Below are 24,316 nucleotides of genomic sequence, written 5' to 3'. Positions count from 1 at the left end.
TGCACGCGCCTCTTGCCGCAGGGCCCTGACCTCGTCGGTCGTCGCGGCCCGCGCCGTATCGCCGGCCAATCGTCGCTTGCCGGCTTCGAGAAACTCCTTGGACCAGGCGTAGTACAGGCTCTCGGCAATGCCCTCGCGTCGGCACAGCTCGGCGATGCTGTCCTCGCCGCGCAGGCCTTCCAGTACGATCCGGATCCCGAAGCAGACCTTCCTCAATGAGCCGGGCGATGTCGGTGCGCGCGTCGGCGCCTGCCCTTCGTCGGCGATACACTTGCGCAAGCGGAAGCGCAAAGCGGGCGTTGCCGATGCGTCCGGCCATGCCGCGCACCTGAATACGCGGCCGGGCGCGGCGCAGCCTGTCCCGGCGCGGCCTGCTTGACAGCGGCTGTGGCCCGGGCGGCACAGTTGCAACGGTAACGGAGTCCGACGAATCCCAACCCCCATCGACCAGGCTAGCGCCTTGATCGCCGCGCGGCAGGACGACTGGATCGCCGCGCTCGGCGGGCTGATTGCGCTCGACACCAGCTTCCCACCCGGCGTGGGCTACGCCACCTTCGCCGATGCGCTCGAGGCGCTCTTCGCCCCGCTCGGCTTCACGTTCCGCCGCGTCGAAGTGCCGGAGGCGCTGTGGCGCACGCCGGAGGCGCAGGGCGCGCGCGTGAACCTGATCGGTGCGCCGCGCGAGCGGACGCAGCCCACCTGCGGGATCTATGTCCACACGGATTGCGCGCCGCCTGGCGAGGGCTGGACGCGCCCGCCGCTGGCGCTGACGCGCGAGGGCGACGTGCTGTACGGCCGCGGTACCGCCGACATGAAGGGCACCATCGTCGCGACGCTAGCCACGCTGACGACGGCGCGGGACGCCGGCGTCGCGCTGCGCTACGACCCGCTGCTGCTGTTCTGCACCGACGAGGAAGGCGGCCTCTATCCCGGCGTGCGCTACCTCGCGGAGCAGGGGCTCGTGGATTGCGACGCGCTGCTCTGCCTCAACGGCGGCGCGACGGCGCGGATCTGGGCGGGCTGCTTCGGCAGCCTCGACGTCGCAATCACCGTCGAGGGCCGCGCCGTGCATTCCGGCGACCCCAGCCCGCTCGGCGTCAATGCGGTGGAGGAGGCGCTGCCGATCCTGCACGCGCTGATGGCGCTCAAGGCGACGGTCCAGGCCCGCACTTCCGCGCTGCCGCCGCCGCCGCACCTGGAAGGGCGCCCGCTGACGGCGCGGCTCACCATCGCCGCGATCCATGGCGGCGCGAAGGGCTCCGCGCTGCCGGGGGCCTGCCGCATCCTCGTCAACCGGCGCGTGATGCCGGACGAGAGCATGGACGGCGCGCTGACCGAGATCGAGGCCGCCATCGCCGAAGGCCGCGCGCGCAGCCGCGCGCTGTCGGTTGCGACACAGCTCGTCGGGCGGCTCGAACCCGTGATCGACCCCGATGCCGGCGGGCGGCACTGGCCGCGCTGGCAGCGCGCGCTGTCCTGGGGCTTCGGCTGGCCAATGGGCGGCTTCGTCCGCCACGGCGCGTCGAGCAGTTCCGACATGGGCTTCGTGCAGCGCGCGGGCGTGCAGGAAATCCTGCTCGGCGGCCTCTCCCGCCCCGACAACCGCACGCATGGTCCCGACGAATTCACCACGGTGCAGGACATCACGGCGCTGGCGCGTGCCATGCTGGCGTTCCTGGCCGACGGCCCAATCCCCGAAGGAGGTTCCGCATGACCACCCGCCGCCAGATCCTCGCCGGCGCCACCGCGCTCGGCGCCACCGGCCTGCCGACGCTGTCGCATGCGCAGACCGCGACCCCACGCCGCGGCGGCACCCTGCGGATGAGCGTCGACCAGGCCGTGGGCAAGCTGAACCCGCTGCTAACGCGGGTGAACCCGGAATACCTGGTGGCGGAACTGCTCTACAGCGGGCTGACGCGGCTCTCGCGCGACATGACGCCGGAGCCGGATCTGGCGGAACGCTGGACCTCCTCGCCCGACCTGCTGACCTGGACCTTCGTGCTGCGGCCCAACATCGTCTTCCACGACGGCTCGCCCTGCACCTCGGCCGATGTCGTGGCGTCCTTCGAGGCGATGCTGGATCCCGCCACCGCGTCCCCCGCGCGGCAGAACATCGGCCCGATCGAGCGCGTCGCCGCGAGCGATCCGCGCACCGTCGTCTTCACCCTCCGCGCGCCCTATGCGGACATGCCGGTGATGCTCGCCTACACCAATGCGCGCATCGTGCCCGCCGCGCTGGCCAAGGGCGCGGGACTCGCGCGGCTGGATCGCGAGGCCATCGGCACCGGCCCCTTCCGCCTGGTCTCCTACGAGCCCGAGCGCCAGGTCGTCGTCCAGCGCAACCCCAGCTACTACGACCCGCAGCGGCCCTACCTCGACCGCGTGGAGGTCGTGATCTACCCGGATTCCACCGCCGAAGGCTCGGCGCTGATGTCCGGAAACACCGACCTGATGATGCTGGTGCTGCCGACGGAGTATGCGCGGCTGCAGCGCGCGACCGGTGTCCGCGTCCTGCGCACGCCGTCCGGCCAGTTCTGCAACGTCAATTTCGGCTGCGACGTCGCGCCCTTCAACGACGTGCGCGTGCGCCAGGCCCTGGCGATGACGGTGGACCGCAAGGCGATGGTGGATTTCGTCGCCGAGGGCTACGGCACGCCGGGCAACGACACCCCGCTGAACGCCGCCTACACCTTCTTCCGCGAGGTGCCGGCCAAGAGCCCCGACATCGCCGGCGCCCGCCGCCTGCTGGCCGAGGCCGGGCATCCCCGCGGGCTGCGCGCGACGCTCATCGCCTCCGACCGGCCGGCCGTGCGCACCCAGCTTGCGGTCGCGATTAAGGAGATGGCGCGCCCCGCCGGCTTCGAGATCGACGTGCAGACCATGCCGCACGCCACCTACCTCGACCAGGTCTGGCGCAAGGGCAGCTTCTACATCGGCTTCTACAACATGCAGCCGACGGCGGACGGCATCTTCTCCTTGCTCTACACCTCGAACGCCGCCTGGAACGAGACGCGCTGGAACAACGCCGAATTCGACCGGCTGGTGGAGGGCGCGCGCACCACCGCCGACGTCGCGCGCCGGCGGGAGCTGTATGGCCAGGCGCAGGCGCTGATGCATCGCGACGTGCCCTCCATCATCCCCGTCTTCTTCGACCTGCTGGCGGCGCAGCGCAGCTACGTCCAGGGCTACGAACTGCATCCCCGCGGCGCGGTGTTCCGGCTGGACCATGTCTGGCTGGGCGACGGCGCGCCGCGGCGGGGCTGATGCGTGTCCGGCCGCTGGCTGCTGCGGCGCACGGGGCTGATCCTCTACACGCTGCTCGTGGTCTCGGTGCTCGTCTTCGGCATCACCCAGGTGCTGCCGGCCGACGCCGCGACCATGCTGCTGGGCGAGAACGCGACGGCCGAGCAACTTGCCGCGGTCCGCGACAGGCTCGGCCTGAACGACCCGGTCTGGGTGCAGTACTGGCGCTGGCTGTCCGGCGTGCTGGTCGGCGATTTTGGGATCTCGATGCGCACGGGCCTGCCGGTGCTGCCGCAGATCCTTGACGCGCTGGCGCGGTCGCTGCTGCTGGCGGCGCTGTCGATCGGGACGATGCTGGTCATCGCCCTGCCGCTCGGCATCCTCGCCGCCGTGCGGCGCGGGCGGGTGGCGGACCTGGTGGTGTCGCTGGTCTCCTATCTCGGCGTATCGCTGCCGGAATTCGTCACGGCGACGCTGGCGATCCTGCTCTTCGCCGACGTGCTGGGCTGGCTGCCGGCCACGGGCTACGTGCCGCTGGCGGAAGACCCGGGACGCGCGCTGCTGCACCTGGTGCTGCCGGTGGCGACGGTCTCGCTGATCCTGGTCGCGCATGTCTCCCGCATGGTGCGGTCGGAACTGGTGGACGCGCTGCACACCGACTATGTCCGCGCCGCCCGGCTGAAGGGCCTGCCGGAGCGGACCGTGCTGCGCCGCCACGCGCTGCGCAACGCGCTGCTGCCGACCATCACCATCGTCGCGCTGGATGTTGGCTATGTCCTCGGCGGGATCATCGTGGTGGAGGAGATCTTCGCGATACCGGGAATCGGCCGGACGCTGATCGTCGCCGTGCAGAACCGCGACCTCCCCGTCATCCAGGCCGGCGCGCTGGTCATGGCCGCGACCTATTGCGTGATGAATTTCCTGGCCGACCTGACCTACGCCGCGCTCGACAAGCGGATCCAGTATGCCTGAGGTGCTGCGCCGCCTGCTGCGCACGCCCCAGGGCGCGATCGGGCTCGTCCTGGTGACGCTGGTGCTGATTCTGGCGGCCATCGGACCGGACCTGGCGCCCTACGATCCCTCGGCGCTCAGCCCGCTGCGGCGCTACCGGCCGCCGGGTGGCGACTACCTCCTCGGCACGGACCAGCTTGGCCGCGACATCCTGTCCCGCATCTTGGCCGGCGCAAGGGCGACGGTGCTGCTGGCGCTGCTCGCAACCATCCTCGGCACGCTGGCGGGCGCCGTGATCGGGACGGCCAGCGCCTTCCTCGGTGGCCGCGTGGACGAGGCGATCATGCGCACGGTGGACGCCGTCATGGCCGTGCCGTCGCTGCTGCTGTCGCTGCTGATCGTCTCCGTGCTCGGCCGCGGGGCGGAGAACGCGGTGCTCGCCATCGCCATCGCCTTCACGCCGGGCATGGCGCGGATCACGCGATCCGTCGCGCTGGCCGTGCGCCGGCAGGACTACGTCAACGCCGCCATCGCGCGCGGCGAGGGCGGCGCCTACATCGTGCTGCGGGAGATGCTGCCGAACGTCGTCGCCCCCATCGTCGTGGAGATGTCGATCCGCGTCGCCTTCGCGGTGATGCTCTTCGCGACGCTGTCCTTCCTCGGCCTCGGCGCGCAGCCGCCGGCCTCGGAATGGGGGCTGATGGTCAGCGAGGCGCGGCGCTTCATGCATCTCTCGCCCTGGATGATCGTCTGGCCCTCTGTCGCGATCGCGGTGGTCGCTGTCGGCTTTAACCTGCTCGGCGACGGGCTGCGCGACGCCTTGAACCCCCGCACATGACGCCCGTCCTCGAAATTTCGCGCTACACGCTGGACTATGCCACGCGGCAGGGCCCGTTCCGCGCGCTGGAGGACGTGACGCTGTCGGTCGGCAAGGGCGAGGTCGTGGGCCTGGTCGGGGAATCCGGATCGGGCAAGACCTCGCTCGCCTGGGCGATCATGCGCTACCTCGCCGCCAACGCGATCGAACGCGCGGGCACGCTGCTCCTGTCCGGCACTGACCTGCGCGCGCTGTCGCCGCGCGACCTGTCGAAGCTGCGTGGCGCGCGGATCGGCATGGTCTTCCAGGACCCCTCGACCTCGCTGAACCCGACGCTGACGCTCGGCCGGCAAATCACGGAAGTGCTGGAGTTCCACCGTGGCCTCTCCCCGGCCGACGCCGCGCGCGAGGCCGAGGCCATGTTCGCCCGCGTCGGCTTGCGCGACCCCGCCGCGCTGATGCGCCGCTACCCCCACGAGGCCTCGGGCGGGGAGAAGCAGCGCGTCGTCATCGCCACCGCCTTCGCCTGCCGTCCGGACTGCATCCTGTTCGACGAACCCACCACGGCGCTCGACGTGATTACCGCGCGCCAGATCCTGGACCTGTTCCGGGAACTGCAGGCGGACACCGGCGTCGCCTCGCTCTACATCTCGCACGACCTCGCCGTCGTCTCCGGCATCGCGCAGCGCGTCGCGGTGATCCAGGGCGGCCGCATCGTGGAGCAGGGGCCGACCGCGCAGGTCTTCGGCGCGCCGCGCAGCGACTACACGCGCATGCTGCTCGCCGCCGTGCCGCGGCCGGAGATCCGGCTGACGACGACGGAACCCGGCACCGGCGCGCCGCTCGTGGAGGCCGATCGCGTCACGGTACGCTACGGCCGCCCGTCCTTCTTCCGCCGCAGATCGGCGGGCATGGTCGGCGCCGCCGACGTCTCGCTCTCCGTGCAGCCTGGCGAGATCCTCGGCATCGTCGGCGAATCCGGATCGGGCAAGTCCACCATGGCCCGCGCGCTGACGGGCCTGGCGGGGCACGAGGGCGCGCTCCGCTTCGACGGCAAGCCGCTGACGGTGATGGGCCGCGACTACCGCCGCCAGGTGCAGATCGTCTTCCAGCATCCCGACAGTTCGCTCAACCCGCGCCAGCGCGTGCGGGAGATCCTGTCGCGCCCGCTCGCGCTCTACGGGTCGGAACGCAGCACCGACGCCGCCATCGCCGCGCTGCTGGAATCCGTGAACCTCCCCGCCGACTTCGCCGACCGCTTCCCGCACCAGCTCTCCGGCGGGCAGAAGCAGCGCGTCGCGATCGCGCGCGCCTTCGCCCCGCGCCCGCGCCTGGTGATCTGTGACGAGGTCACCTCCTCGCTCGACGTCTCCGTCCAGGCCGGCGTCGTCCGCCTGCTGGTCGACCTCCAGCGCGACACCGGCGCCGCCTATCTCTTCATCAGCCACGACATCAACCTGGTGCGGCAGATCGCGCATCGCATCGCGGTGATGCATCGCGGCCGCGTGGTCGAGACCATCGGCGTCGATGACCTCGCCACGCGCGGCCCGCCCCATCCCTACACCGCCGAGCTCATCGCCGCCGTCCCGCGGCTCATCCTGCAAGGAGCGTCCCATGTCGCCTGACGAGCTAATCCGCCGCGTGGACGAGAGGGCGTGCCTCGACTTCCTCTCCGCCATGGCGCGCCACCCCAGCCATTCCCAGACGCCGGGCGAGCGCAAGCTCGCGGAATTCATGGCCGAGAGCATGACGCGGATGGGCCTGGAGGCGGAGCTGTCCCCGGTGGAAGGCGAGCGCGTCAACGCCATCGGTCGCTGGCGCGGCACCGGTGGCGGGAAGAGCCTGATGTTCAACGGCCATGTCGACACCAACCCGGTGACCGAGGGCTGGACCGTCGATCCCTATGGCGGACTGGTGGACGACAAGTTCATCTACGGCATCGGCGTGTCGAACATGAAGGCCGGCGACGCCGCCTATTTCTGCGCGGTGAAGACGCTCAAGGACGCCGGCGTCAGGCTGAAGGGCGACGTGATCCTGACGTTCGTGGTGGGCGAGCTGCAGGGCGGCGTCGGCACGCTGGCCTTCATCAGGCAGGGCCTGCGCGCCGACTACTTCATCAACGCCGAGCCCACCGACCTGCAGGCGCTGACCATGCACGCCGCGGCGTTCACCTTCATCATCGAGCTCGTCGGCGACACCCGCCATCTGTCGAAGCGCGAGGAAGCCGTGGACGCCATCATGGCGGCCTGCGACCTGATCCCGCGCCTGAACGCCATGACCTTCTCCGGCGCGCCGAGCGAGGAGCATCGCGCGATCAACCGCTGCCATGTTGGCGTGGTGCATGGGGCGCTGGGCAAAGAACTCGCGGAATGGCGGCCGCCGCAGGTCGCGGATTTCGTTAAGATCAAGGGTTCCTGCCGCTACGCGCCGGGCCAGACGGAAGCCCAGGTCGTGGCCGACATGCGCGCCGTGCTCGCGGACCTAGAGGCGCGCATCCCCGGTCTCAAGACGAAGCTGATCCCGGAACACCAGGTCGGCCGTCCGATGATGCCGACCTTCGAGGTGCGTCGCGACAGCCCGATCGTGCTGGCCGTGAACCGCGCCTATGAGAAGGTGCGCGGCGTGCCGCAGCCCACCGGCGCGATCCGCCCGCCCGGCTACTACGGCACCGACGCCGCGCATCTCCAGCATGCCGCGGGCATGGAAGGCATCGTCTGCGGGCCCGGCGGCCGCTACAACACCATGCCGGACGAGCGCGTGGACATCCCAGACTTCCTCGACATGGTGCGGATCTACATGCTGGCGATGCTGGAGATCTGCGAGCAGGCATGACGGCCCACCTCGCCGCACCGACTTGATCCGCGCTTGCCCAGCGGGCTTTGCGCGACGCGCTGGTCGAGGCCTCGGACGCGGTCGACATCCTGATCAACATGGTGGATATGCTGACCTATGCGCCGGTGCCGGATGTCGAACTCGCGGATGTCGAGGCGATATTCCGCGCCGACGTCGTCGCAGGCTCCGCCATCGCGCAGGACATGGGGCGGCCAACAGTGACCTCAGGTGCGGCGCGCAACGTCGGCCAGCCAGCGGTGGCCTGTGCCGGTACGATGTACGGGCGCCGGGACGGGGCCGCGCCTGGAACTTCGCATTCGCCCGGGTCAGATGAGGGTCCGCTTCCCGCCGAGGCCGTGTGGAAACTCGCCGGCTGGATAGAGGCCGACGCTGGCCAGCACCGGGGGGCCGGCGATCAGCAGGCTGTCGTGACCTGGCACGCGCCGGGCAGGACGGGGCCGCGCCGCTTAGGTGGCTGGGATGGCTTTCATGAGCGGCCCGATGCCCTTGATCGCGATCACCCGCTTCACGTTGTAGGCCAGCACCTGAAGGCTCATCTTTGTACCGAGCCGCTTCATGGTGCGGGTGAGGAAATGCGCGGCGCCCATCCATGCTTTCAACGTGCCGAACGGGTGCTCGGCCGTCTGTCGTCCCAGGCGCATGGCGTCGGGCTGCGCGTCGAGCCGGCGCTGCATGGCATCCAGCGCACCCTCGTGCTCCCAGCGTGTGATGCGGCGCCACTTGGCCGGCGTGCACTTGGCCTTTACCGGGCAGGCCGGGCATCTGGTTGTCCAGTAGTAGCGCAGTGTCATCCCGTTCTCGTCGACGCGGTTGAACCACCACTTTATCATCTCGCCCGCGGGACACCGGTAGGCGTCCCTCTCCGGCAGGTAGACGAAGTCCTGCTTGCCGAAGCGCCCATTGGCTTTGGCGCCTGAGGTCATCGGCTTGGGCACGAGCGGGATGTGGCCGGCCTCCGTGCAGGCCAGAACCTCCTCGCCGGCGAAGTAGCCGCGGTCGGCAAGGACCATCAGCGCGTCCTTTCCCATCGCCTCGCCGGCCTTTGCCGCCATCGTCGAGAACCGGGCGCGGTCGCTGCCGGTGTTCGTCACCTCGTGCGCGACGATCAGGTGGTGCTTCGTGTCGACCGCAGCCTGCACGTTATCGCCTACGAGCCCGGTGTCCTTGCTGGTCGTCGCCATCGCGCGTGCGTCCGGGTCCGACCCGAAGCGGGCATTCAGCCCCCGCTCCGAGAACGGCGGAGCGTCGCGACGGATGTGGCGTACCGGGCGGGAGCAACCCGCCCGCGGCCCCGGCAAGCCGCACGATCCTGAGTCAACGGGTCCCGGCGATGACCGTCGCCACGGAGCTCAGCCGGACGGTGCCGTCGCGCGCGGCGTCGCGAGCGAGGCCGAGAACGGTGTGCCTTATCGCGGTGCGCGTCGACGGGTCGGCGCGGGCGAGGCCGGCGACGACGGGTGCGGCGAAATCGGTCATGAAGTCCCAGTACTGCTCGGGCGAGGCATGGACCATCTCGATCTCGACATCCTGCTCGACGACATCGCGGAGCCCGGCGGCAACGAAGGCGTCGCGCATGAGCCCGGGTTGGGCGCAGCGGAACAGCCCGGGAGCGCCGGGCGGCGACGGCGGAAGCTCCACATGGCGCGCGATGGTGCCCATGATGGTCGTCGCCCAGGGATTCCGGTCGGGCGCAGCCCAAACCGACGTGACCGCCCGCGCTCCCGGCCGTGCGACGCGCGCCATCTCGCGCGCGGCGAGCGCGATGTCGGGGAAGAACATATAGCCGAAGCGGCAGGTCACGGCGTCGAAGCTCGCATCGCCAAAGGGACGCGCACCGGCGTCGCAGACCCGCGTGTCGATGTTGCGCAGGCCGCGCCGCGCGGCGTTCGCCCGCGCGACGGCGAGCATGCCCTCGGAGAGGTCGGACAGCGTGACCTTTCCCTGGGGCACGCGCGCCGCGGCGGTCAGCCCCGGCTCACCGGTACCGGAGGCGATGTCGAGAACGTGGGCGTCGGGGCGAAGATCGCTGGCGGCGAGGACGGCGTCGCCGAAGGGAGCGAGCCAGCCGAGCACGAGGCCGTCCCACTTGCTCCATCCGCCTGAGAACCTGTCCCAGGTGTCCCGCTGCTGGTCGCGGATCTCGTCCATCTGCGATGTCATACTGGTGCCTCCTTTGCTGCATCGAACGAACGAATCGCTGAGCCTGCCCGCAGGTGGTGTCGGTGCGTCGCCGCCGCTCAGGGCCGCCACATGATCCCGCCATGGCCCCAGATCGGCCTCTGCCTGATCTCGTCGCTGCGGACTCCGGCATCGCGCAGATCGGCCGCGGAGAGGCGGCCCAGTCGGATCATCGGCCGCAGCGCCGCACGGAGACGGAGCCGCCTTGCCATGGCGAGCAGGCGCATCGCGCCGGCGCCAACGGCGGGTGGGCTGGCGCCGCCCGCCCGCGTGATCGCGAAGTCGTTGGCGATTTGCAGGCTCATCGGAACCTCCTCGCGCTCGGGGTCGCCCGGCGGGCTGCCTTCCTTCGAACCACCCTGGCCCCGCACGCCGTCCTGCGTCCTGACCGCTCGCCGATGTCGCGCCGATGATTGGTCTATGCTTTGCTGATCGGGAGGCGAACGACCCGGGGCGCCATGGAGAAGGTGAAGGGCGAGCCAGCCCTGCGGATCGGCGGCGTGACGCTGGACATCGCGCGCGGCTGCCTGCGGGACGCCGACGGTGCCGAGGTGGCGCTAGCCCCCAAGCCCTTCGACCTGCTTGTCGTGCTGGCCCGTAATCCCGGCCGGACGCTCAGCAAGGACGCGCTGCTCGACGCCATCTGGCCGGGCGTGCACGTGGCCGAGGACAGCCTCTTCCAGGCGGTGCGCGAGGCCCGGCGTGCCATCGGTGACGAAGCCGGGCAGGTGCTACGCTCGGTCCGGGGGCGAGGCTACCTGCTGGAGGCGGTGACAGCCGAGCCGGGGCCGCCGCCGGCCGTGGCATTGGCGACGGCGCCGCTCGACCGCCCGGCGCTGGCGGTGCTGCCCTTCGCGAACCTCAGCAGCGATGCCGAGCAGGAGTACTTCTCCGACGGCATGACCGACGAGCTGATCACCCAGCTCTCCCGCGCGCGCTGGTTCTACGTCATCGCCCGCAACTCCAGCTTCACCTACAAGGGCCGCGCCGTGGACGCCCGCCAGGTCGGGCGGGACCTCGGCGTGCGCTACGTACTGGAAGGCAGCGTGCGTCGCGCGGCGGGCCGGGTGCGCATCGCCTGCCAGCTCATCGATGCCGAGACCGGTCACCAGGTCTGGGGTGAGCGCTTTGACGGCGCGCTGGACGACATCTTCGAGCTGCAGGACCGCGTCGCCGAGGCCGTTGCCGGCGCCATCGAGCCGAGTCTGCAGCATGCCGAGATACGGCGCGCACAAGCCAAGCCGACGGGCAGCTTGAGCGCTTATGACCTGCTGCTCCAGGCCATGCATTGCCAGCGCACCCTGACCAAGGAGGGTAACGAGAAGGCATTGGGCCTGCTCCGCGCAGCCCTTCAACTCGATCCCGACTTCGCCTTCGGCAAGGCACAGTTGGCCTTCATGAGCATCTTCCTGACGGCGAACGCCTGGGGTGACAAGGCGATCGAGGAGGAAGGCGCCCGCTACGCTCGCGAAGCTCTCGCAAGCAGCGGGGGCGACCCCCTCGTGCTCGCCCTCTCGGCGTTGGCCCTTGCCTTCCACACCGCCGAGTATTCGCCCGCGCTGGCGGCCGCCACACGAGCGGGCGCTGAACCCGAACTCGGCACAGGTCGCGGTCTGCGCGGGTTGGGTGCATAACTTCAACAGCGAACCGCAGGCAGCGCTTCAGGCATTCCAGCGCGCCGTCAGGCTCAGCCCGCTCGATCCGGCCATCGAGTACATGTATGTCGGCCTGTCATCAGTTCATGTTGCTCTTGGTGAATACGCCAACGCGCTGGAATGGGCGGAGCACTCCGTGCAGGTCGCCCCGAACCATGCGCCGGGACACCGCTACGTCGTCGTTGCGAATTGGCTTCTTGGCCGCCACGATGCCGCCCGCGCGGCAGCGGCACGGATGTTGGCGTTGTTTCCGGCCTCGCGCGCGGGCATACGCCGCTACCGCGACAATGCGTTTCGCGAGAGGCTCATCAATGCGCTGATAGCCGCGGGAATCCCGGAGTAGCGCGTTGGCTCCGGCAACGCCCGGCTTTGCGCAAAGTCGCGGGAATCGGACCGCGTTCCGCCCTCTTCGGTCCTGGCACTTCATCGTGGACGGCTGCGCCGGCACTATCTCGGCGGCTCGCAATTGCGGACGCGCGATATCGCATGGTCGGCTACCTGCGCTGTCCGGATGCGGTCCGGGTTCCACGATCTGACCTCGCCATCCTCAGCGATAGATCATTGTCGGAAGCCACAGCACCATCTGCGGCCAATAGGTCACCAGGCCCAGACAGACGAAGAGCGGAATCAGGAACGGTGCGCAGGCCTTCGTGGTCTCCTCAAAAGTCAAGTCGGATACGCGCGCCAGGATGTACAGCACCATCCCGACCGGCGGCGTGAGCAGTCCGATCATAAGGTTCAGCACCATGATCAGCCCGAAATGCACGGGATCGACGCCGATCTGGGTCATGAGGGGCATCAGCACCGGCACCAGGATGGTGATCGCCGCGATCGTCTCCAGGAAGCAGCCGACGATCAGCAGGAAGACGTTGATGATCAGCAGCACCGCCCAAGGCTCGCGGGTGATGTTCAGCACCATCGCTGCGACGTCCTCCGTCACCCGCGTCGTCGTCACCAGCCAGCCGAAGATCGAGGACCCCGCCACGATCAGCAGCACGACCGACGTCGTCTCGATCGTCTCCATGGAAACCCGCAGCAGCCCCCGCCAGGTGAGCGTTCGGTAGACCACGGCACCCAGGAACAGCGCGTAGAAGGTCGCCGCGATCGCGGCCTCTGTCGGGGTGAAGGCACCCGACGTCATGCCGCCGACCAGCAGCACCGGCGTCATCAGCGGCAGGAAGGCGCGCTTGCCCGTGTGCAGCAGCCGCGACCAGCGGAATTCCGCGTCGCGGTCGAAGCCGCGGCGATGCGCGACCACTGCGACCCAGGCCATCAGCGTCGCCGCCATCAGCAGCCCCGGGATCAGCCCCGCCGCGAACAACTGCCCGACCGAGGTATTCGCCGCGACGCCGAAGATCACCATCGGCAGGGATGGCGGGATGATCGGCCCGATGGTGGCCGACGCGCCGGTCAGCCCGACCGCGAAGGGCAGGGGGTAGCCGTGGTCCTTCATAGCGCGGATCTCGATGTTGCCGAGACCGCCGGCATCCGCCACCGCGGTGCCCGACATCCCCGCGAAGATCACGCTGCCCACGACGTTGACGTGGCCGAGCCCGCCCTTGAGCCAGCCCACCAGGGCGGTCGCGAAGCTGTAGATCCGCTCCGTGATGCCGGCCGTGTTCATCAGGCTGCCCGACATCACGAAGAAGGGGATGGCCAGCAACGGGAAGCTGTCGACGCCCGATGCCATGCGGTGCAGCACCACCAGCGGCGGTACCGACTGGTCGAGCCAGACATAGATCAGCGATCCCGCGCCGAGCGCGACCGCGACCGGCACGCCCGACAGCAGGAAGCCGAGGAAGCCGGCGAAGAGAACCCAGGCCATGCGCGCCGCCCCCTAGACGTGCACGCCGGCGGTGGGATCGGGGGCTTCCGGCTCGCCTTCCCGAAAGCGGCGGATCGCCGCGCCGATCGCGCGGATCGTCGTCAGCACCAGCCCCGCCAGGATCGCCCAGTAGACCCAGGACAGCGGCCAGTCGATCACGACCATGGGCTGGAACTGCATGGCCTCCGCGACCTGCCAGCACAGCCAGCAGAGGATGGCGTAGAAGGCGATGGCGATGCAGGCCGCCACCAGATGCACCCACCGCCGGAGAGCCGGCGGCAGCGCATTGGGCAGGAACTCCACGGCGATGTGCGTCCCGCGCCGCGCCGCCATCGCGCTGCCCGTGAAGGTCAGCGCCATCAGCACGTAGCGCGCGATCTCCTCTGTCCAGGCGATGCTGTCGTTCAGGACGTAGCGGCTGAAGAACTGCAGGAAGACGATCAGCGACAGCGCCCAGAACAGGATGAGCGACAGCCAGTCCTCCGGCGCCATGTCCACGGGCGCATCCGGTGCCTCGGCCTCCTCGCGGGTGAGCTCGACGAACAGCTTCTCGTCATCCGCGGGGGGCTTCTGCACTATGCTTCTCCTTGGACGTCGCCCGACCGTAACATCCAGGCACACGGGGAAGGAAGCGAGCATGGCACGAATCACGGGGGTCGAGGTCCTGATGGTGGACCTCAAGCCGAAGGTCGCGCGCAGCGATGCGATCCGTTCCTTCGACAGCCAGGAAACGCCGATCCTGCGCATCACCGACGCCGACGGTGTGACCGGCACGGGCTACAGCTACACCATCGGGCAGGGCGGGTCCTCGGTCGTCGCCTTGCTGCGCGACCACATGGCGCCGCGGCTGATCGGCCGCGAGGCCGATGCTATCGAGGCGATCTGGCGAGACCTCTTCATGGGAACCCATGCGCTCTCCGTCGGTCCTCTCACGGCGCTTGCGCTTGCGGCGATCGACACCGCGCTTTGGGATCTTCGCGGCGTGAAGCTCGGTCGGGCGCTTCACCTGCTCGCCGGCGGCGCGCAGCCCCGCATCCCGGTCTACACGACGGAGGGCGGCTGGCTGCACATCTCGGACGAGGAACTGATGAAGGAAGCCGAGGCCGCGGTCGCCGCCGGCTTCGCCGGCACCAAGATCAAGGTCGGCCGGCCGCGCCTGCAGGAGGACATCGCGCGCCTCTCGGCCGTCCGACGCATCGTCGGCGACGCGTTCCAGGTGATGACGGACGCCAACCAGGGCTTCACCGTCGCCGAGGCGATCCGGCGCGCCGGGGCCTTCGAGGCGGCGGGGCTCGACCTCGCCTGGTAGGAGGAGCCGCTGCCGGCGGAGGACGTCGAAGGCCATGTGCGGCTGGCAGCCGCGACGCGCATCCCCGTCGCGGTGGGCGAGAGCCTCTATCATCCCGCGCAGTTCCGCGACTATCTCGCGCGTGGCGCGTGCTCCGTCGTGCAGGTCGATGTCGCGCGGATCGGCGGCATTACGCCCTGGCTCAAGGTCGCGCACATGGCGGAGGCCTTCAACGTGCCGGTCTGCCCGCACTTCCTCATGGAGCTTCACCTGCCGCTGGTCTGCGCGGTGCCGAACGGCGCCTGGCTCGAGTACATCCCGCAGCTCGACGACATCGCGACGAGCCGCGTCGAGGTGCGCGACAGCTTCGCCGCGCCGCCGGCGGCGCCGGGCAACGGCATCGCCTGGGACTGGGACGCCATCGGCAGGCACCAGGCCTTCACGCCGATCGTGGTGCAGTAGCTCCTCCTCCCCCGCTCCCTTCTTCTCCCTCCCCCGCTGTTGCGGGGGAGGGGTGGGGAGGGGGAAGCAACCGCGCCTCAGCCCGGCCGGGCCCCAAGCGCCTGCAGCCGGTCGTACTGTTCCCGCGTCCAGCCCGCGCCGGCGGCCGCATCGTTGTGCAGCGGCACCGCCGCCGCGCGGAACGCCGCGCGGTCCGGCCGCTGCACGGTCTTGCCCTGCTGCTCGAACCAGGCGGGCAGCGCCAGCTCCTGCTCGCGGATCTCGTTGGTCGCGCGGTCCGACGCCTCCTTCAGCACCTCCTGGAAGGTCGCCTTGTCCGCGTCGTTCAGCCGCCGCCAGGTGTTGCCGGACAGGATGGTCAGCAGGCTTTCGGTGATGTGGCCGGTCAGCGAGATGTGGCTCTGCACCTCGTAGAACTTCTTGGCCTGGATCGTCGGCAGCGGGTTTTCCTGCCCGTCCACCGTGCCCTGCTGGAGTGCGAGGTAGACCTCGGCGAAGGCGATCGGCGTGGCATTGGCGCCGACACTGCGGGTGAACATCAGGAACAGCGGCGCCTGCGGGACGCGCAGCTTCATCCCCCGCATGTCCTCGGGGCGCAGGACCGACCGGTTCGCCGTGACGTGGCGCTCGCCGTAATAGGTCAGGGCCAGTGCATTGTGGCCTGTCTGGCGGTTGTAGCCGCCCATCATCTCGCGCAGCAGATCGCTGTTGCGATAGGACGTGAAGTGCTCAAAGTCGCGCAGCGCATATGGCGCGTTGGTGATCGAGATCGGCTTGTAGGTCGCGCCGGCAAAGGCGACGCCGGTGTAGATCATGTCCACGGTGCCGAGCGCCAGGCCCTGGTTGATCGTCGGCTCGTTGCCGAGCGCGCTGGCGGGAAACACTTCGATCGCCCAGCGGTTGCTGGTGCGTTGCTGGATCTGCTGTGCGGCCCACACGGCCTGGGTGTGGTAGGGTTCGTTGGTCTCGTAGACATGTGCCCAGCGAAGGCGGGTCTGTGCCTGCGCGGACCGACCAACCAGCACCGGCGCCGCGAGCGCCGTGCCCAGAAGGGTTCGACGAAACATCCTGTCATCCTCCCTTGGGCGTCTAATCTCGACGCCTGTGGGGACAGCATGCGATGCGGCAGCGTACCGGCGCAAGCGCGGCGGTCGGAAGGCACCTGCGACTTCTCCTGAACACGTGCCCACGAGTCCGCGGCCCGCAGATCCATCGGGCACGGGACCGGCCAGACCGCCCCGAATTCGATTGCAAGCCTTCGCAGCGTGCGCAGGGCAGGTTTGCGGTCGTCGACGCGCCACATCGCTTGCAGTTCGACCAGCGCGCCGGACGGCAGGCGCACCGGGTGGACACGATGGCCTGCGCATGTGACCCGAGCCGCGGTGACGCAACGGCATCAAGGTCCGCAAGCCGCCTATCTTGGCGGTAGCGCGTTCAGCACCGCGGCTGTGCGGAAGTCCAGCCTTCTTGACTCGGTCGGAGCCGAGCAAGCAAAGGGCTAATCCATCAGGCCGGCACAACCCGGGTGTGCCAACGTCGGCATCGGCCCGCTGCCACCAACGATTTTTCAGACCTGAATCAGGGTGTTGATTGTTGCTGCGGATCCGGCCACGGACATGCGCTCTCGACGCCCGGCCGGACATGGAACGGATCTGCGCCGGAGGCCGGCCGCCGTCGAAAGCCGCAGCCGCCCAAGCCTGAATTCAGGCGAACTGACCCGGCTTCGGCTCCTTCGTCCTCGCGACGAACCTGCGACGCTGCTGCCGACCAACGTCCTCCTGCAGCGACGGACAGTCGAAGCATCTGGCGCACGGGTCGTGTCATACCGCGTGATGCAAGAGCGCGACGATTCTTGGCAGGCCTGGCCGCCGGGTCAGGCGGGCACACAGGGTGCGCGACGGTGGGCAGTGTCGATCACCGCCGGTGCGGGGTGCAGGGCTGCCGCTTTCGGACTGGCGCCCTCTTGGCGCAACGAAGCGATGCGCCCTAGGCTGACGCTCTCCACCTCCGAGGGGGCGAGATGGTCACCGCGCGTGGCACTGCTGCACTCATGCTGGCACCAGCCGGGCTGGTGTTCCTGATCTTCTTCGCTATCCCCTTCCTAGTGATGGCGACCATGAGCCTGCTGTCCGCCAACCCGCTCGTGCAGCCAAACGCAGAGTTCACCCTGCGTCATTACGAGCGCATGGCGGACGACATTTACTACTACGAGGTGCTGTGGCAGACGCTGCGGCTGGGGCTGCTGACGACTGTGCTGTCGCTGCTGCTTGGCTATCCGCTGGCCTTCGTGCTGGCCCGCATGCGCAGCGCAACGGGCCGGACCCTGGTGCTGATGGCAGTGATCGCGCCGATGGTCATGGGGCTTGTGGTGAGGACCTTCGCTTGGCTCGGCATGTTCTCAAACCGCGGGCTGATCAACACGGCGCTGCAATGGCTGGGCCTGGCGACGGAGCCGGTGCCGTTCCTGGGCAGCGAGGGCGCGGTGGTCGTGGCCCTCTGCCACATCTATGTGCCCTTCATGATCCTGACGCTGACAGGCGTGATCGCGCGGATCGATCCGCGGCTGGAGGAAGCGGCGCGGGGCCTGGGCGCGACGAAGGTTGGCGCCTTCCTCCAGGTGACGCTGCCGCTGTCGGCGCCGGGCATCCTGGCGGGCTGCCTGCTGGTCTTCGCACTCGCCATCAGCGCCTATGTCACGCCGATCGTCATCGGCAACTACGAGATCCAGACCCTGCCCATGCTGATCTTCCAGCAGGTCAATTCCAGCTTCAACCTGGGCTTCGCCGCCGCGCTCGGCGTCGTGCTGCTGGTCGTCGCGCTGGTGCTGGTCTTCGCCTATGGCCGCGCCATGCAGCGCGCCGCGCGCGGGGCGATGTGACGCGATGCGCACGGCCTTCCTGATCCTCTGCGGCTTTGTCCTGGCCTTCCTGCTGACGCCGGTGCTGATCGTGATCTGCTTCGCGATCAACACGGAGCCCTACCTGGCCTTCCCACCCTCCGGCCTCTCGCTGCGCTGGTTCGCGAAGTTCTTCGCCTCCCGCGACTTCATGGCCGCGTTCGTCCTCTCGCTCGGGCTCGGCCTGGCGACTGTCGTCATCGCGGGCGTGATGGGCACGCTCGCCTCGCTCGCGCTGCTGCGGTCCGACCTGCCGGGGCGAAAGGCGCTAACCGGCCTGTTCCTCTCGCCCATCGTCCTGCCGACCATCCTGACGGGCTTCGCGCTGTTCCAGCTCGCGATGGTGTCGGGCGTGGGCCGCAACGTGTGGATCCTGCTGGCCGGCCACGTCGTGGTCGCGACGCCCTATGTGATGCGGACAGTCCTGGCCGTGCTGGCCAATTTCGACCGCTCGCTGGAGGAAGCGGCCCAAGGTCTCGGTGCCTCGCCGGCCGCTGCCTTCCGCGAGGTCACGCTGCCGCTGATCCGGCCCGGTGTGATTGCCGGCGGGCTCTTCGCGTTCATCGTCAGCTTCGACCAGTTCCCGGTGAGCCTCTTCCTCGTCTCGCCGGGACAGGAGACGCTGCCCATCGCCATGTTCAACTATCTGCGCTTCGACTTCGACGGCACCATCGCCGCCGCCAGCACGGTCTCCATCCTGCTCGCGGTCGCACTCGTGCTGGGGATCGAACGCACCATCGGATTGCAGGAATACGCGAAACTCTGAGGCTCAACGAAAGGAGGCACAGATGCTGAACCGACGTACGCTTCTCGCCGCCACCGCCGGCACCGTCGCCTTGCCCTCATTGGTCGGCGCGCAGGCCGCCAACACGCTGAAGATCACGGGCTGGGGCGGCCGCTGGGGCGAGATCATGCGCGACGAGCTGATCCCCGCCTTCGAACGTGAGAACCGCTGCCGCGTCGAGGTGGACACCGCCTTCCCCTTCGTGCCGAAGCTGCTGGCCAGCCCGCGCGGCCGCCCCGTCTACGACGTGCTGCACACCAACAGCAACGAGCAGTGGGACGTCTATGCCCGCGGCCTGGTGGAGAAGCGGCCCGACCTGTCGAAGATCCCGAACGCCGCCGCGATCTACCCCTACGCGACCTCCGACGACATCGTCGGCGTGGTGTTCCTGACCAGCGCCGTGGGCCTCGCCTATCGCCGCGACAAGGTCCAGCAGCCGCCGGTCTCCTGGAAGGACCTGTGGGATGCACGCTTCTCGGGAAACCGCGGCTCCTACCTCATACCCGCGAATTCGCTGGGGCAGATGCTGTTCATGATGGCGGGCAAGCTCTACGGCAGCGGCTATCGCGACCTGAACGCGGCCTTCGCCGCGATGGAGCGACTGCGTCCCGTGCGGCTTTTCGACTTCACCGGCGGGATCGAGAACGCGATGCTCTCGGGCGAGCTCAATGTCGGCGTGCTGCACGACACAGCCGTCTACCGCAACCAGGACCGCGTGCCGGTCGAGTTCGTCTCGCCGACCGAGGGAGTCTTCGCGCTGGAGCAGGTCCTGTCGATCTGCAAGGGCACGCAGATGACCGAGCTCGCCAATACCTGGATCAATTACATGCTCTCACCGACCGTGCAGATGCGGATGAGCACGGAGGTCTGGTACAGCCCGGTCCGCCGCGACATGCAGCTGCCGGATCGCTTCCGCGGCAAGCTGCTGACGACGCCGGAGCAGGTCGCCAGCCTGATCCAGTTCCCCTGGGAGTGGTACAACCAGAACAAGGACCGGATCGACGACCGCGTGAACCGCATCTTCCGGGGCTGATCTCTTGGCTTCTGTCGTCCTCGACCGCGTCACCAAGGTCTTCCCCGGCGGGACGCGCGCCGTGGACGGCATCGAACTCGAGATCGGGGAGGGCGAGTTCTTCTCCCTCCTCGGCCCCTCGGGCTGCGGCAAGACCACGACGCTGCGCATGATCGCGGGGTTCGAGATGCCGGACGCCGGCGCGATCCGCGTCGGCGGCAAGGACATGACCGCCCTGCCGCCCGAACAGCGCGGCATGGGCATGGTCTTCCAGAACTACGCGCTGTTCCCGCACCGGACGGTCGCGGAGAACGTCGCCTTCGGCCTGAAGATGCGCAAGGTCCCGAAGGAGGAGCAGGCGAAGCGCGTCCGCGACGCGCTCGCCATGGTCCGCCTGCAGGGGCTGGAGGAACGTCGCCCCGGCCAGCTCTCGGGCGGCCAGCAGCAACGCGTGGCGCTGGCGCGTGCGATCGTCATCAACCCCACTGTCCTGCTCTGCGACGAGCCGCTCGGCGCGCTCGACAAGAAGCTGCGCCAGGCCATGCAGTTCGAGCTGAAGGAGTTGCACCGCCGTCTCGGCCTGACCCTGGTCTATGTCACGCACGACCAGGAGGAAGCGCTGACCATGTCCGACCGGATCGCGGTGATGCGGTCCGGGCGCATCGCGCAACTCGGCGCGCCGCGGCAGATCTACGACCACCCCACCAGCCGCTTCGTCGCGGACTTCATCGGCGACACCAACATTCTGGAAGGCACCGCGGAGGCCGCGACGCTGCGGCTGGATGGCTGGGTCAGCCCCCTGCCATCCGCGCTGCCGCCGGGCCCCTGTGCCGTGGCACTGCGCCCCGAACGCGTGCGCCTCGGCGCGCCGGGCACGGGGCTGGTGGATGCGCGGGTCGAGGAAGCGAACTTCCTCGGCGATTCCGTCCTGCTGAAGGCGGCGCTGCCGGGCGGCGCGTCGCTGCTGGTGCGCGCGCCGCGTGAGACCGATGCGGCGCTGCTCTCCCCCGGCGCCACCGCCGCCCTGAGCTGGAAAGCGGAGGATCCCGTGCCTCTGTCGGCGGAATGACCGAGCTTCGCGTCATCACCATCGGCCAGGCGCCGCGCCCTGACCTGGAAGCCGAGATCGCGCATGCCGTCCCGGCGCTGCGCGTGCGGCTGGAAGGCGCACTGGACGGGCTGAGCCGCGCGGAGATCGCGGGTGTGAAGCCGCGCGACGACGGCGACACGCTCTTCACCATGCTGCCCTCCGGCGAAGGCGTCGCGGTATCGAAGGCGGCGGTGACGGAGAGGCTGCGTTCGCAGCTCGGCGCGATCGACGGCCCCGTCCTGCTGGCCTGTACCGGCGCCTTCGCGGGGCTGCCGGAACGCGTGGACCTCGTGCAGCCCTCCGCCGTGCTGAACGCGCTGGCGGAGGCGATGCTGCCGCGCGGTCGCCTCGGCCTCGCCGTGCCCTTCGCAGAGCAGATCCCGGGCCTTTCGGCAAAGCGCGAGCGGCCTGGCCTCGTCGTGTCGGCGGTCGCGCTGAAGCCGGGGTCGGACGACGCGGCGCGACGCGCGGCGGCGGAAACGCTGGCGGCGACGAAACCCGATCTCGTGCTGCTGGACTGCATCTCCTATTCGCGGGCGGACAAGGCGGCCTTCAACGCCGTGCTGGACTGCCCCGTCCTGCTCTCCGTCGCGGTCGCCGCGCGCGCCGCGGCGAGCCTTCTGCCGGAGTGACCATGCGAGAACTTAGTCTCGAGGATATCGAGGCGCTGGCCGTCGGCGCCTGGGTGCTCGGCACCGGCGGCGGCGGCTCGCCCTATCTCGGCCTGCTGAACATGCGGCAGCTGTACGGCGAGGGGCACCGCGTGCAGCTGATGGACCCCGACGCGCTGGCCGATGACGACATGGTCGCGGTCGTGTCCAACATGGGCGCGCCGCTGGTCGGGCAGGAAAGGCTGACCGACGCCGCCAACATCGCGCGCGCGGTCACGCTGATGCAGGAATATCTCGGCAAGTCCTTCCGCGGGATCATGTCGGTCGAGATCGGCGGCAACAACGGCGTGCAGCCCCTGATGGCCGCTGCGCTGACCGGCAAGCCCGTGGTGGACGCCGACGCCATGGGCCGTGCATACCCCGAGGCGCAGATGACGAGCTTCGCCGTCGGCGACCTCCGGCCCTGGCCGCTGACGCTGGTGGACCCGCGAGGCGTCGAGGGCATCGTCGCCAAGGTGCCGACCTGGAAATGGATGGAGCGGCTCTCGAGAAAAATGTGCGTCGAGGTCGGCTCCACCGCCGCCACCTGCAAGGCGCCGCGCACCGGCGCCGAGGTCAAGCGCTGGGGCATCCCGCGCACCACGACGCAGGCGATCAACCTCGGCATAGCGATCCGGCGCGCGCAGCGCGAGCACCGCGATCCCATCGAGGCAATCCTGCAGAACGAGGACGGCCGGCTGCTGTTCCGCGGCAAGGTCGCCGATGTCGCGCGCCGCACGACGGAAGGCTTCCTGCGCGGCACGACCAGGCTGGACGGCCTGGACGCATGGCGCGGCAGCACGATGGAGATCGCCTTCCAGAACGAATGGGCCGTCGCCTGGCAGGACGGCACGCCACGCGTGATGACGCCAGACCTGATCTGCGTGCTGGACACCGTCAGCGGCGAGGCGATCGGGACGGAGACGCTGCGCTACGGCCAGCGCGTGACGGTGATCGCGCTGCGCGCGCCGCCGGTCTTCCTCACGCCGCGCGGCCTGGAATTCGTGGGCCCGCGCGCATTCGGCTACGACCTCGACTTCAGGAGCGTCTTTTCATGAGGCGGCGCATCGGGATCGATGTCGGCGGCACGAATACCGACGCCGTGCTGCTGGAAGGCGACCAGGTCCTGAAGGCGGTCAAGACGCCGACTACGGCCGATGTCATGACCGGCGTCCGCCTGGCGCTGGCCGGCGTCGCGCCGGCGGTCGGGCCCGAAGGCGTGCAGGCCGTGATGATCGGCACCACGCATTTCGTGAACGCCGTGGTGCAGCGGCGAGAGCTCGCGCCGGTCGGCGCGCTGCGCATCGGCATTCCTGTCGCGGCGTCCCTGCCGCCCTTCTGCGACTGGCCTTCGGATCTCGCCGCGCTGGCCCGCGGGCAGGTGCACATGGTGGAGGGCGGGCACGATTATGACGGCCGCCCGATCATGCCGCTGGACGAACGCGCGGTCGCGGAGACCGCCAGGGCGATGCGCGCCGTGGGGATCGGCTGCGTCGCCATCGCTTCCATCTTCTCGCCGCTCGAAGCGTCCATGGAAACGCGCGCGGCAGAGATCGTGCGGCAGGAGATGCCGGACGCCTCCATCACGCTCTCCCGCGACCTCGGCCGGATCGGGCTGCTGGAACGCGAGAACGTCGCGCTGATGAACGCCGCGCTGGCGCCGCTCGCCCGCAAGACCGTCGCCGCCTTTGAGGAAGCCTTGCGCCAGGCCGGCATCGCCGCACCCCTTTTCATCACGCAGAACGACGGGACGGTGATCCGCGCGGAACTCGCGGCGCGCTTCCCCGTGCTGTCCTTCGCCTCCGGCCCTACGAACTCGATGCGCGGCGCGGCCTTCCTGACGGGGGTCAAGGACGCGCTGGTCGTCGATGTCGGCGGCACCACCAGCGACGTCGGCGCGCTGAAGCACGGCTTTCCGCGCGAGGCCAACGCGGTCGTGCAGGTCGGCGGCGTGCGCACGCTGTTCCGGATGCCCGATCTGCACAGCTTCGGCCTCGGCGGGGGATCGCTGGTGCGGCGCGCGGGCGATCGCATCGCCATCGGCCCGGACAGCGTCGGCTTCCGCCTGCCGGAGCGCGCGCGGATCTTCGGCGGCCCGGACCTCACCACCAGCGACATCGCGGTCGCCGCCGGCCTGCTCGCGCTGGGCGAAGCCGCGCGCGTTTCGGATATCGATCGCGGCTTCGCCGATGCCGTGCTGGCGGAGGCCGCACGCATGCTCGAGGAATCGGTGGACCGCATGAAGACGGAAGCCGCGCCGGTCCCGTTGCTCGCGGTGGGCGGCGGCGCCTTCCTCGTGCCGGATCGCCTGCCCGGCGTGTCGGAGGTGCTGCGCCCCGCCAACGCCGCCGTCGCCAATGCCGTGGGTGCCGCGATCGCGCAGGTCAGCGGCGAGGCCGACCAGGTCTTCCAGGGCCTCTCGCGGACCGAGGCGATGGCCCAGGCTGAGCGCATCGCGCGCGACCGCGCCGTCGAATCTGGCGCAGAGCCCAACAGCCTGGCGCTGGTGGATGTCGAGGACCTGCCACTGGCCTACTTGCCGGGAGGCGCGCTCCGGGTGCGCGCCCGCGTTGTCGGCGAGATCGCCGGGTAGGGTCCGGGCGCCCCGCCAC

Annotated in this window: 20 protein-coding genes and 3 pseudogenes; 16 read left to right on the top strand and 7 right to left on the bottom strand. The window is 69.6% G+C overall.

The window, feature by feature from the left end:
- A pseudogene (locus ACLF3M_RS32480) lies at positions 1–195 on the bottom strand (transposase); the annotation flags it as partial.
- A gap of 265 nt (positions 196–460) precedes the next feature.
- Here ACLF3M_RS32480 and ACLF3M_RS32475 point away from each other — a divergent pair.
- Genes ACLF3M_RS32475 through ACLF3M_RS32450 form a run of 6 tightly spaced genes read left to right on the top strand, consistent with a single transcriptional unit; the run spans position 461 to position 7,843 of the window.
- Positions 461–1,714: a M20 family metallopeptidase gene (locus ACLF3M_RS32475; protein ID WP_430661166.1), complete on the top strand. Its 1,254-nt coding sequence runs from the start codon at positions 461–463 to the stop codon at positions 1,712–1,714.
- On the top strand, positions 1,711–3,264 hold the full coding sequence (locus ACLF3M_RS32470; protein ID WP_430661165.1) for an ABC transporter substrate-binding protein: 1,554 nt from the start codon (positions 1,711–1,713) through the stop codon (positions 3,262–3,264). Before ACLF3M_RS32475 ends, ACLF3M_RS32470 begins: the two co-directional genes overlap by 4 nt.
- A 3-nt stretch (positions 3,265–3,267) precedes the next feature.
- A complete protein-coding gene (locus tag ACLF3M_RS32465; RefSeq protein WP_430661164.1) occupies positions 3,268–4,215 on the top strand; it encodes an ABC transporter permease in 948 nt (315 codons plus the stop codon).
- A complete protein-coding gene (locus ACLF3M_RS32460) occupies positions 4,208–5,032 on the top strand; it encodes an ABC transporter permease (RefSeq protein ID WP_430661163.1) in 825 nt (274 codons plus the stop codon). Before ACLF3M_RS32465 ends, ACLF3M_RS32460 begins: the two co-directional genes overlap by 8 nt.
- Positions 5,029–6,636, top strand: a complete 1,608-nt coding sequence (locus ACLF3M_RS32455) for a dipeptide ABC transporter ATP-binding protein (RefSeq protein ID WP_430661162.1) — start codon at positions 5,029–5,031, stop codon at positions 6,634–6,636. The genes ACLF3M_RS32460 and ACLF3M_RS32455 overlap by 4 nt, the downstream gene beginning before the upstream one ends.
- On the top strand, positions 6,626–7,843 hold the full coding sequence (locus tag ACLF3M_RS32450; RefSeq protein ID WP_430661161.1) for a M20 family metallopeptidase: 1,218 nt from the start codon (positions 6,626–6,628) through the stop codon (positions 7,841–7,843). Before ACLF3M_RS32455 ends, ACLF3M_RS32450 begins: the two co-directional genes overlap by 11 nt.
- 467 nt (positions 7,844–8,310) lie before the next feature.
- Here ACLF3M_RS32450 and ACLF3M_RS32445 read toward each other — a convergent pair.
- From ACLF3M_RS32445 to ACLF3M_RS32435, 3 genes and pseudogenes are all read right to left on the bottom strand, one after another.
- A pseudogene (locus ACLF3M_RS32445) lies at positions 8,311–9,066 on the bottom strand (transposase); the annotation flags it as partial.
- A 112-nt stretch (positions 9,067–9,178) separates the two neighbouring features.
- Positions 9,179–10,114 carry a class I SAM-dependent methyltransferase gene (locus tag ACLF3M_RS32440; RefSeq protein ID WP_430661160.1) on the bottom strand — a complete coding sequence of 312 codons (936 nt, stop codon included), beginning with the start codon at positions 10,112–10,114 and terminating at the stop codon, positions 9,179–9,181.
- On the bottom strand, positions 10,102–10,347 hold the full coding sequence (locus ACLF3M_RS32435) for a hypothetical protein (RefSeq protein WP_430661159.1): 246 nt from the start codon (positions 10,345–10,347) through the stop codon (positions 10,102–10,104). Before ACLF3M_RS32435 ends, ACLF3M_RS32440 begins: the two co-directional genes overlap by 13 nt.
- A 153-nt stretch (positions 10,348–10,500) precedes the next feature.
- On the opposite strand from ACLF3M_RS32435, the gene ACLF3M_RS32430 reads away from it, so the two are divergent.
- Together ACLF3M_RS32430 and ACLF3M_RS32425 are read left to right on the top strand one after the other, a co-directional pair.
- Complete coding sequence (locus ACLF3M_RS32430; protein WP_430661158.1) at positions 10,501–11,676, top strand: winged helix-turn-helix domain-containing protein; 1,176 nt, start codon at positions 10,501–10,503, stop codon at positions 11,674–11,676.
- Positions 11,669–12,040 (top strand): hypothetical protein, encoded by a 372-nt coding sequence (locus tag ACLF3M_RS32425; RefSeq protein ID WP_430661157.1) that lies wholly within the window; start codon positions 11,669–11,671, stop codon positions 12,038–12,040. The genes ACLF3M_RS32430 and ACLF3M_RS32425 overlap by 8 nt, the downstream gene beginning before the upstream one ends.
- 204 nt (positions 12,041–12,244) lie before the next feature.
- On the opposite strand, the gene ACLF3M_RS32420 is transcribed toward ACLF3M_RS32425, so the two are convergent.
- Positions 12,245–13,522: a TRAP transporter large permease gene (locus ACLF3M_RS32420; RefSeq protein WP_430661156.1), complete on the bottom strand. Its 1,278-nt coding sequence runs from the start codon at positions 13,520–13,522 to the stop codon at positions 12,245–12,247.
- 12 nt (positions 13,523–13,534) lie between these two features.
- Positions 13,535–14,098 carry a TRAP transporter small permease gene (locus tag ACLF3M_RS32415; protein ID WP_430661155.1) on the bottom strand — a complete coding sequence of 188 codons (564 nt, stop codon included), beginning with the start codon at positions 14,096–14,098 and terminating at the stop codon, positions 13,535–13,537.
- Between ACLF3M_RS32415 and ACLF3M_RS32410 the strand changes: the two are divergent.
- Positions 13,986–15,272, top strand: a pseudogene (locus ACLF3M_RS32410) (mandelate racemase/muconate lactonizing enzyme family protein). The gene ACLF3M_RS32415 and the pseudogene ACLF3M_RS32410 overlap by 113 nt on opposite strands.
- 77 nt (positions 15,273–15,349) lie before the next feature.
- On the opposite strand, the gene ACLF3M_RS32405 reads toward ACLF3M_RS32410, so the two are convergent.
- Positions 15,350–16,339, bottom strand: coding sequence for a sialic acid TRAP transporter substrate-binding protein SiaP (locus tag ACLF3M_RS32405; protein WP_430661154.1), 990 nt, complete (start codon positions 16,337–16,339; stop codon positions 15,350–15,352).
- Between the two features lie 983 nt (positions 16,340–17,322).
- On the opposite strand from ACLF3M_RS32405, the gene ACLF3M_RS32400 reads away from it, so the two are divergent.
- The 7 genes from ACLF3M_RS32400 to ACLF3M_RS32370 are packed head-to-tail and all read left to right on the top strand — an operon-like array spanning position 17,323 to position 24,297.
- Positions 17,323–18,150 (top strand): ABC transporter permease, encoded by an 828-nt coding sequence (locus ACLF3M_RS32400; protein ID WP_430661153.1) that lies wholly within the window; start codon positions 17,323–17,325, stop codon positions 18,148–18,150.
- Between the two features lie 4 nt (positions 18,151–18,154).
- On the top strand, positions 18,155–18,934 hold the full coding sequence (locus ACLF3M_RS32395) for an ABC transporter permease (RefSeq protein ID WP_430661152.1): 780 nt from the start codon (positions 18,155–18,157) through the stop codon (positions 18,932–18,934).
- Between the two features lie 22 nt (positions 18,935–18,956).
- A complete protein-coding gene (locus tag ACLF3M_RS32390; RefSeq protein ID WP_430661151.1) occupies positions 18,957–19,985 on the top strand; it encodes an extracellular solute-binding protein in 1,029 nt (342 codons plus the stop codon).
- Between the two features lie 4 nt (positions 19,986–19,989).
- Complete coding sequence (locus ACLF3M_RS32385) at positions 19,990–21,033, top strand: ABC transporter ATP-binding protein (RefSeq protein WP_430661150.1); 1,044 nt, start codon at positions 19,990–19,992, stop codon at positions 21,031–21,033.
- Complete coding sequence (locus tag ACLF3M_RS32380) at positions 21,030–21,686, top strand: AroM family protein (protein WP_430661149.1); 657 nt, start codon at positions 21,030–21,032, stop codon at positions 21,684–21,686. Before ACLF3M_RS32385 ends, ACLF3M_RS32380 begins: the two co-directional genes overlap by 4 nt.
- A gap of 2 nt (positions 21,687–21,688) precedes the next feature.
- A complete protein-coding gene (locus ACLF3M_RS32375) occupies positions 21,689–22,762 on the top strand; it encodes a DUF917 domain-containing protein (RefSeq protein ID WP_430661148.1) in 1,074 nt (357 codons plus the stop codon).
- Positions 22,759–24,297 (top strand): hydantoinase/oxoprolinase N-terminal domain-containing protein, encoded by a 1,539-nt coding sequence (locus tag ACLF3M_RS32370; protein WP_430661147.1) that lies wholly within the window; start codon positions 22,759–22,761, stop codon positions 24,295–24,297. Before ACLF3M_RS32375 ends, ACLF3M_RS32370 begins: the two co-directional genes overlap by 4 nt.
- The last annotated feature ends 19 nt before the right edge of the window (positions 24,298–24,316 follow it).

Origin of the sequence: Falsiroseomonas sp. HW251, assembly GCF_050563545.1 — a bacterium.
Classification (GTDB): Bacteria; Pseudomonadota; Alphaproteobacteria; order Acetobacterales; family Acetobacteraceae; genus Falsiroseomonas.
This window is presented reverse-complemented; position numbering and strand designations above follow the sequence as displayed.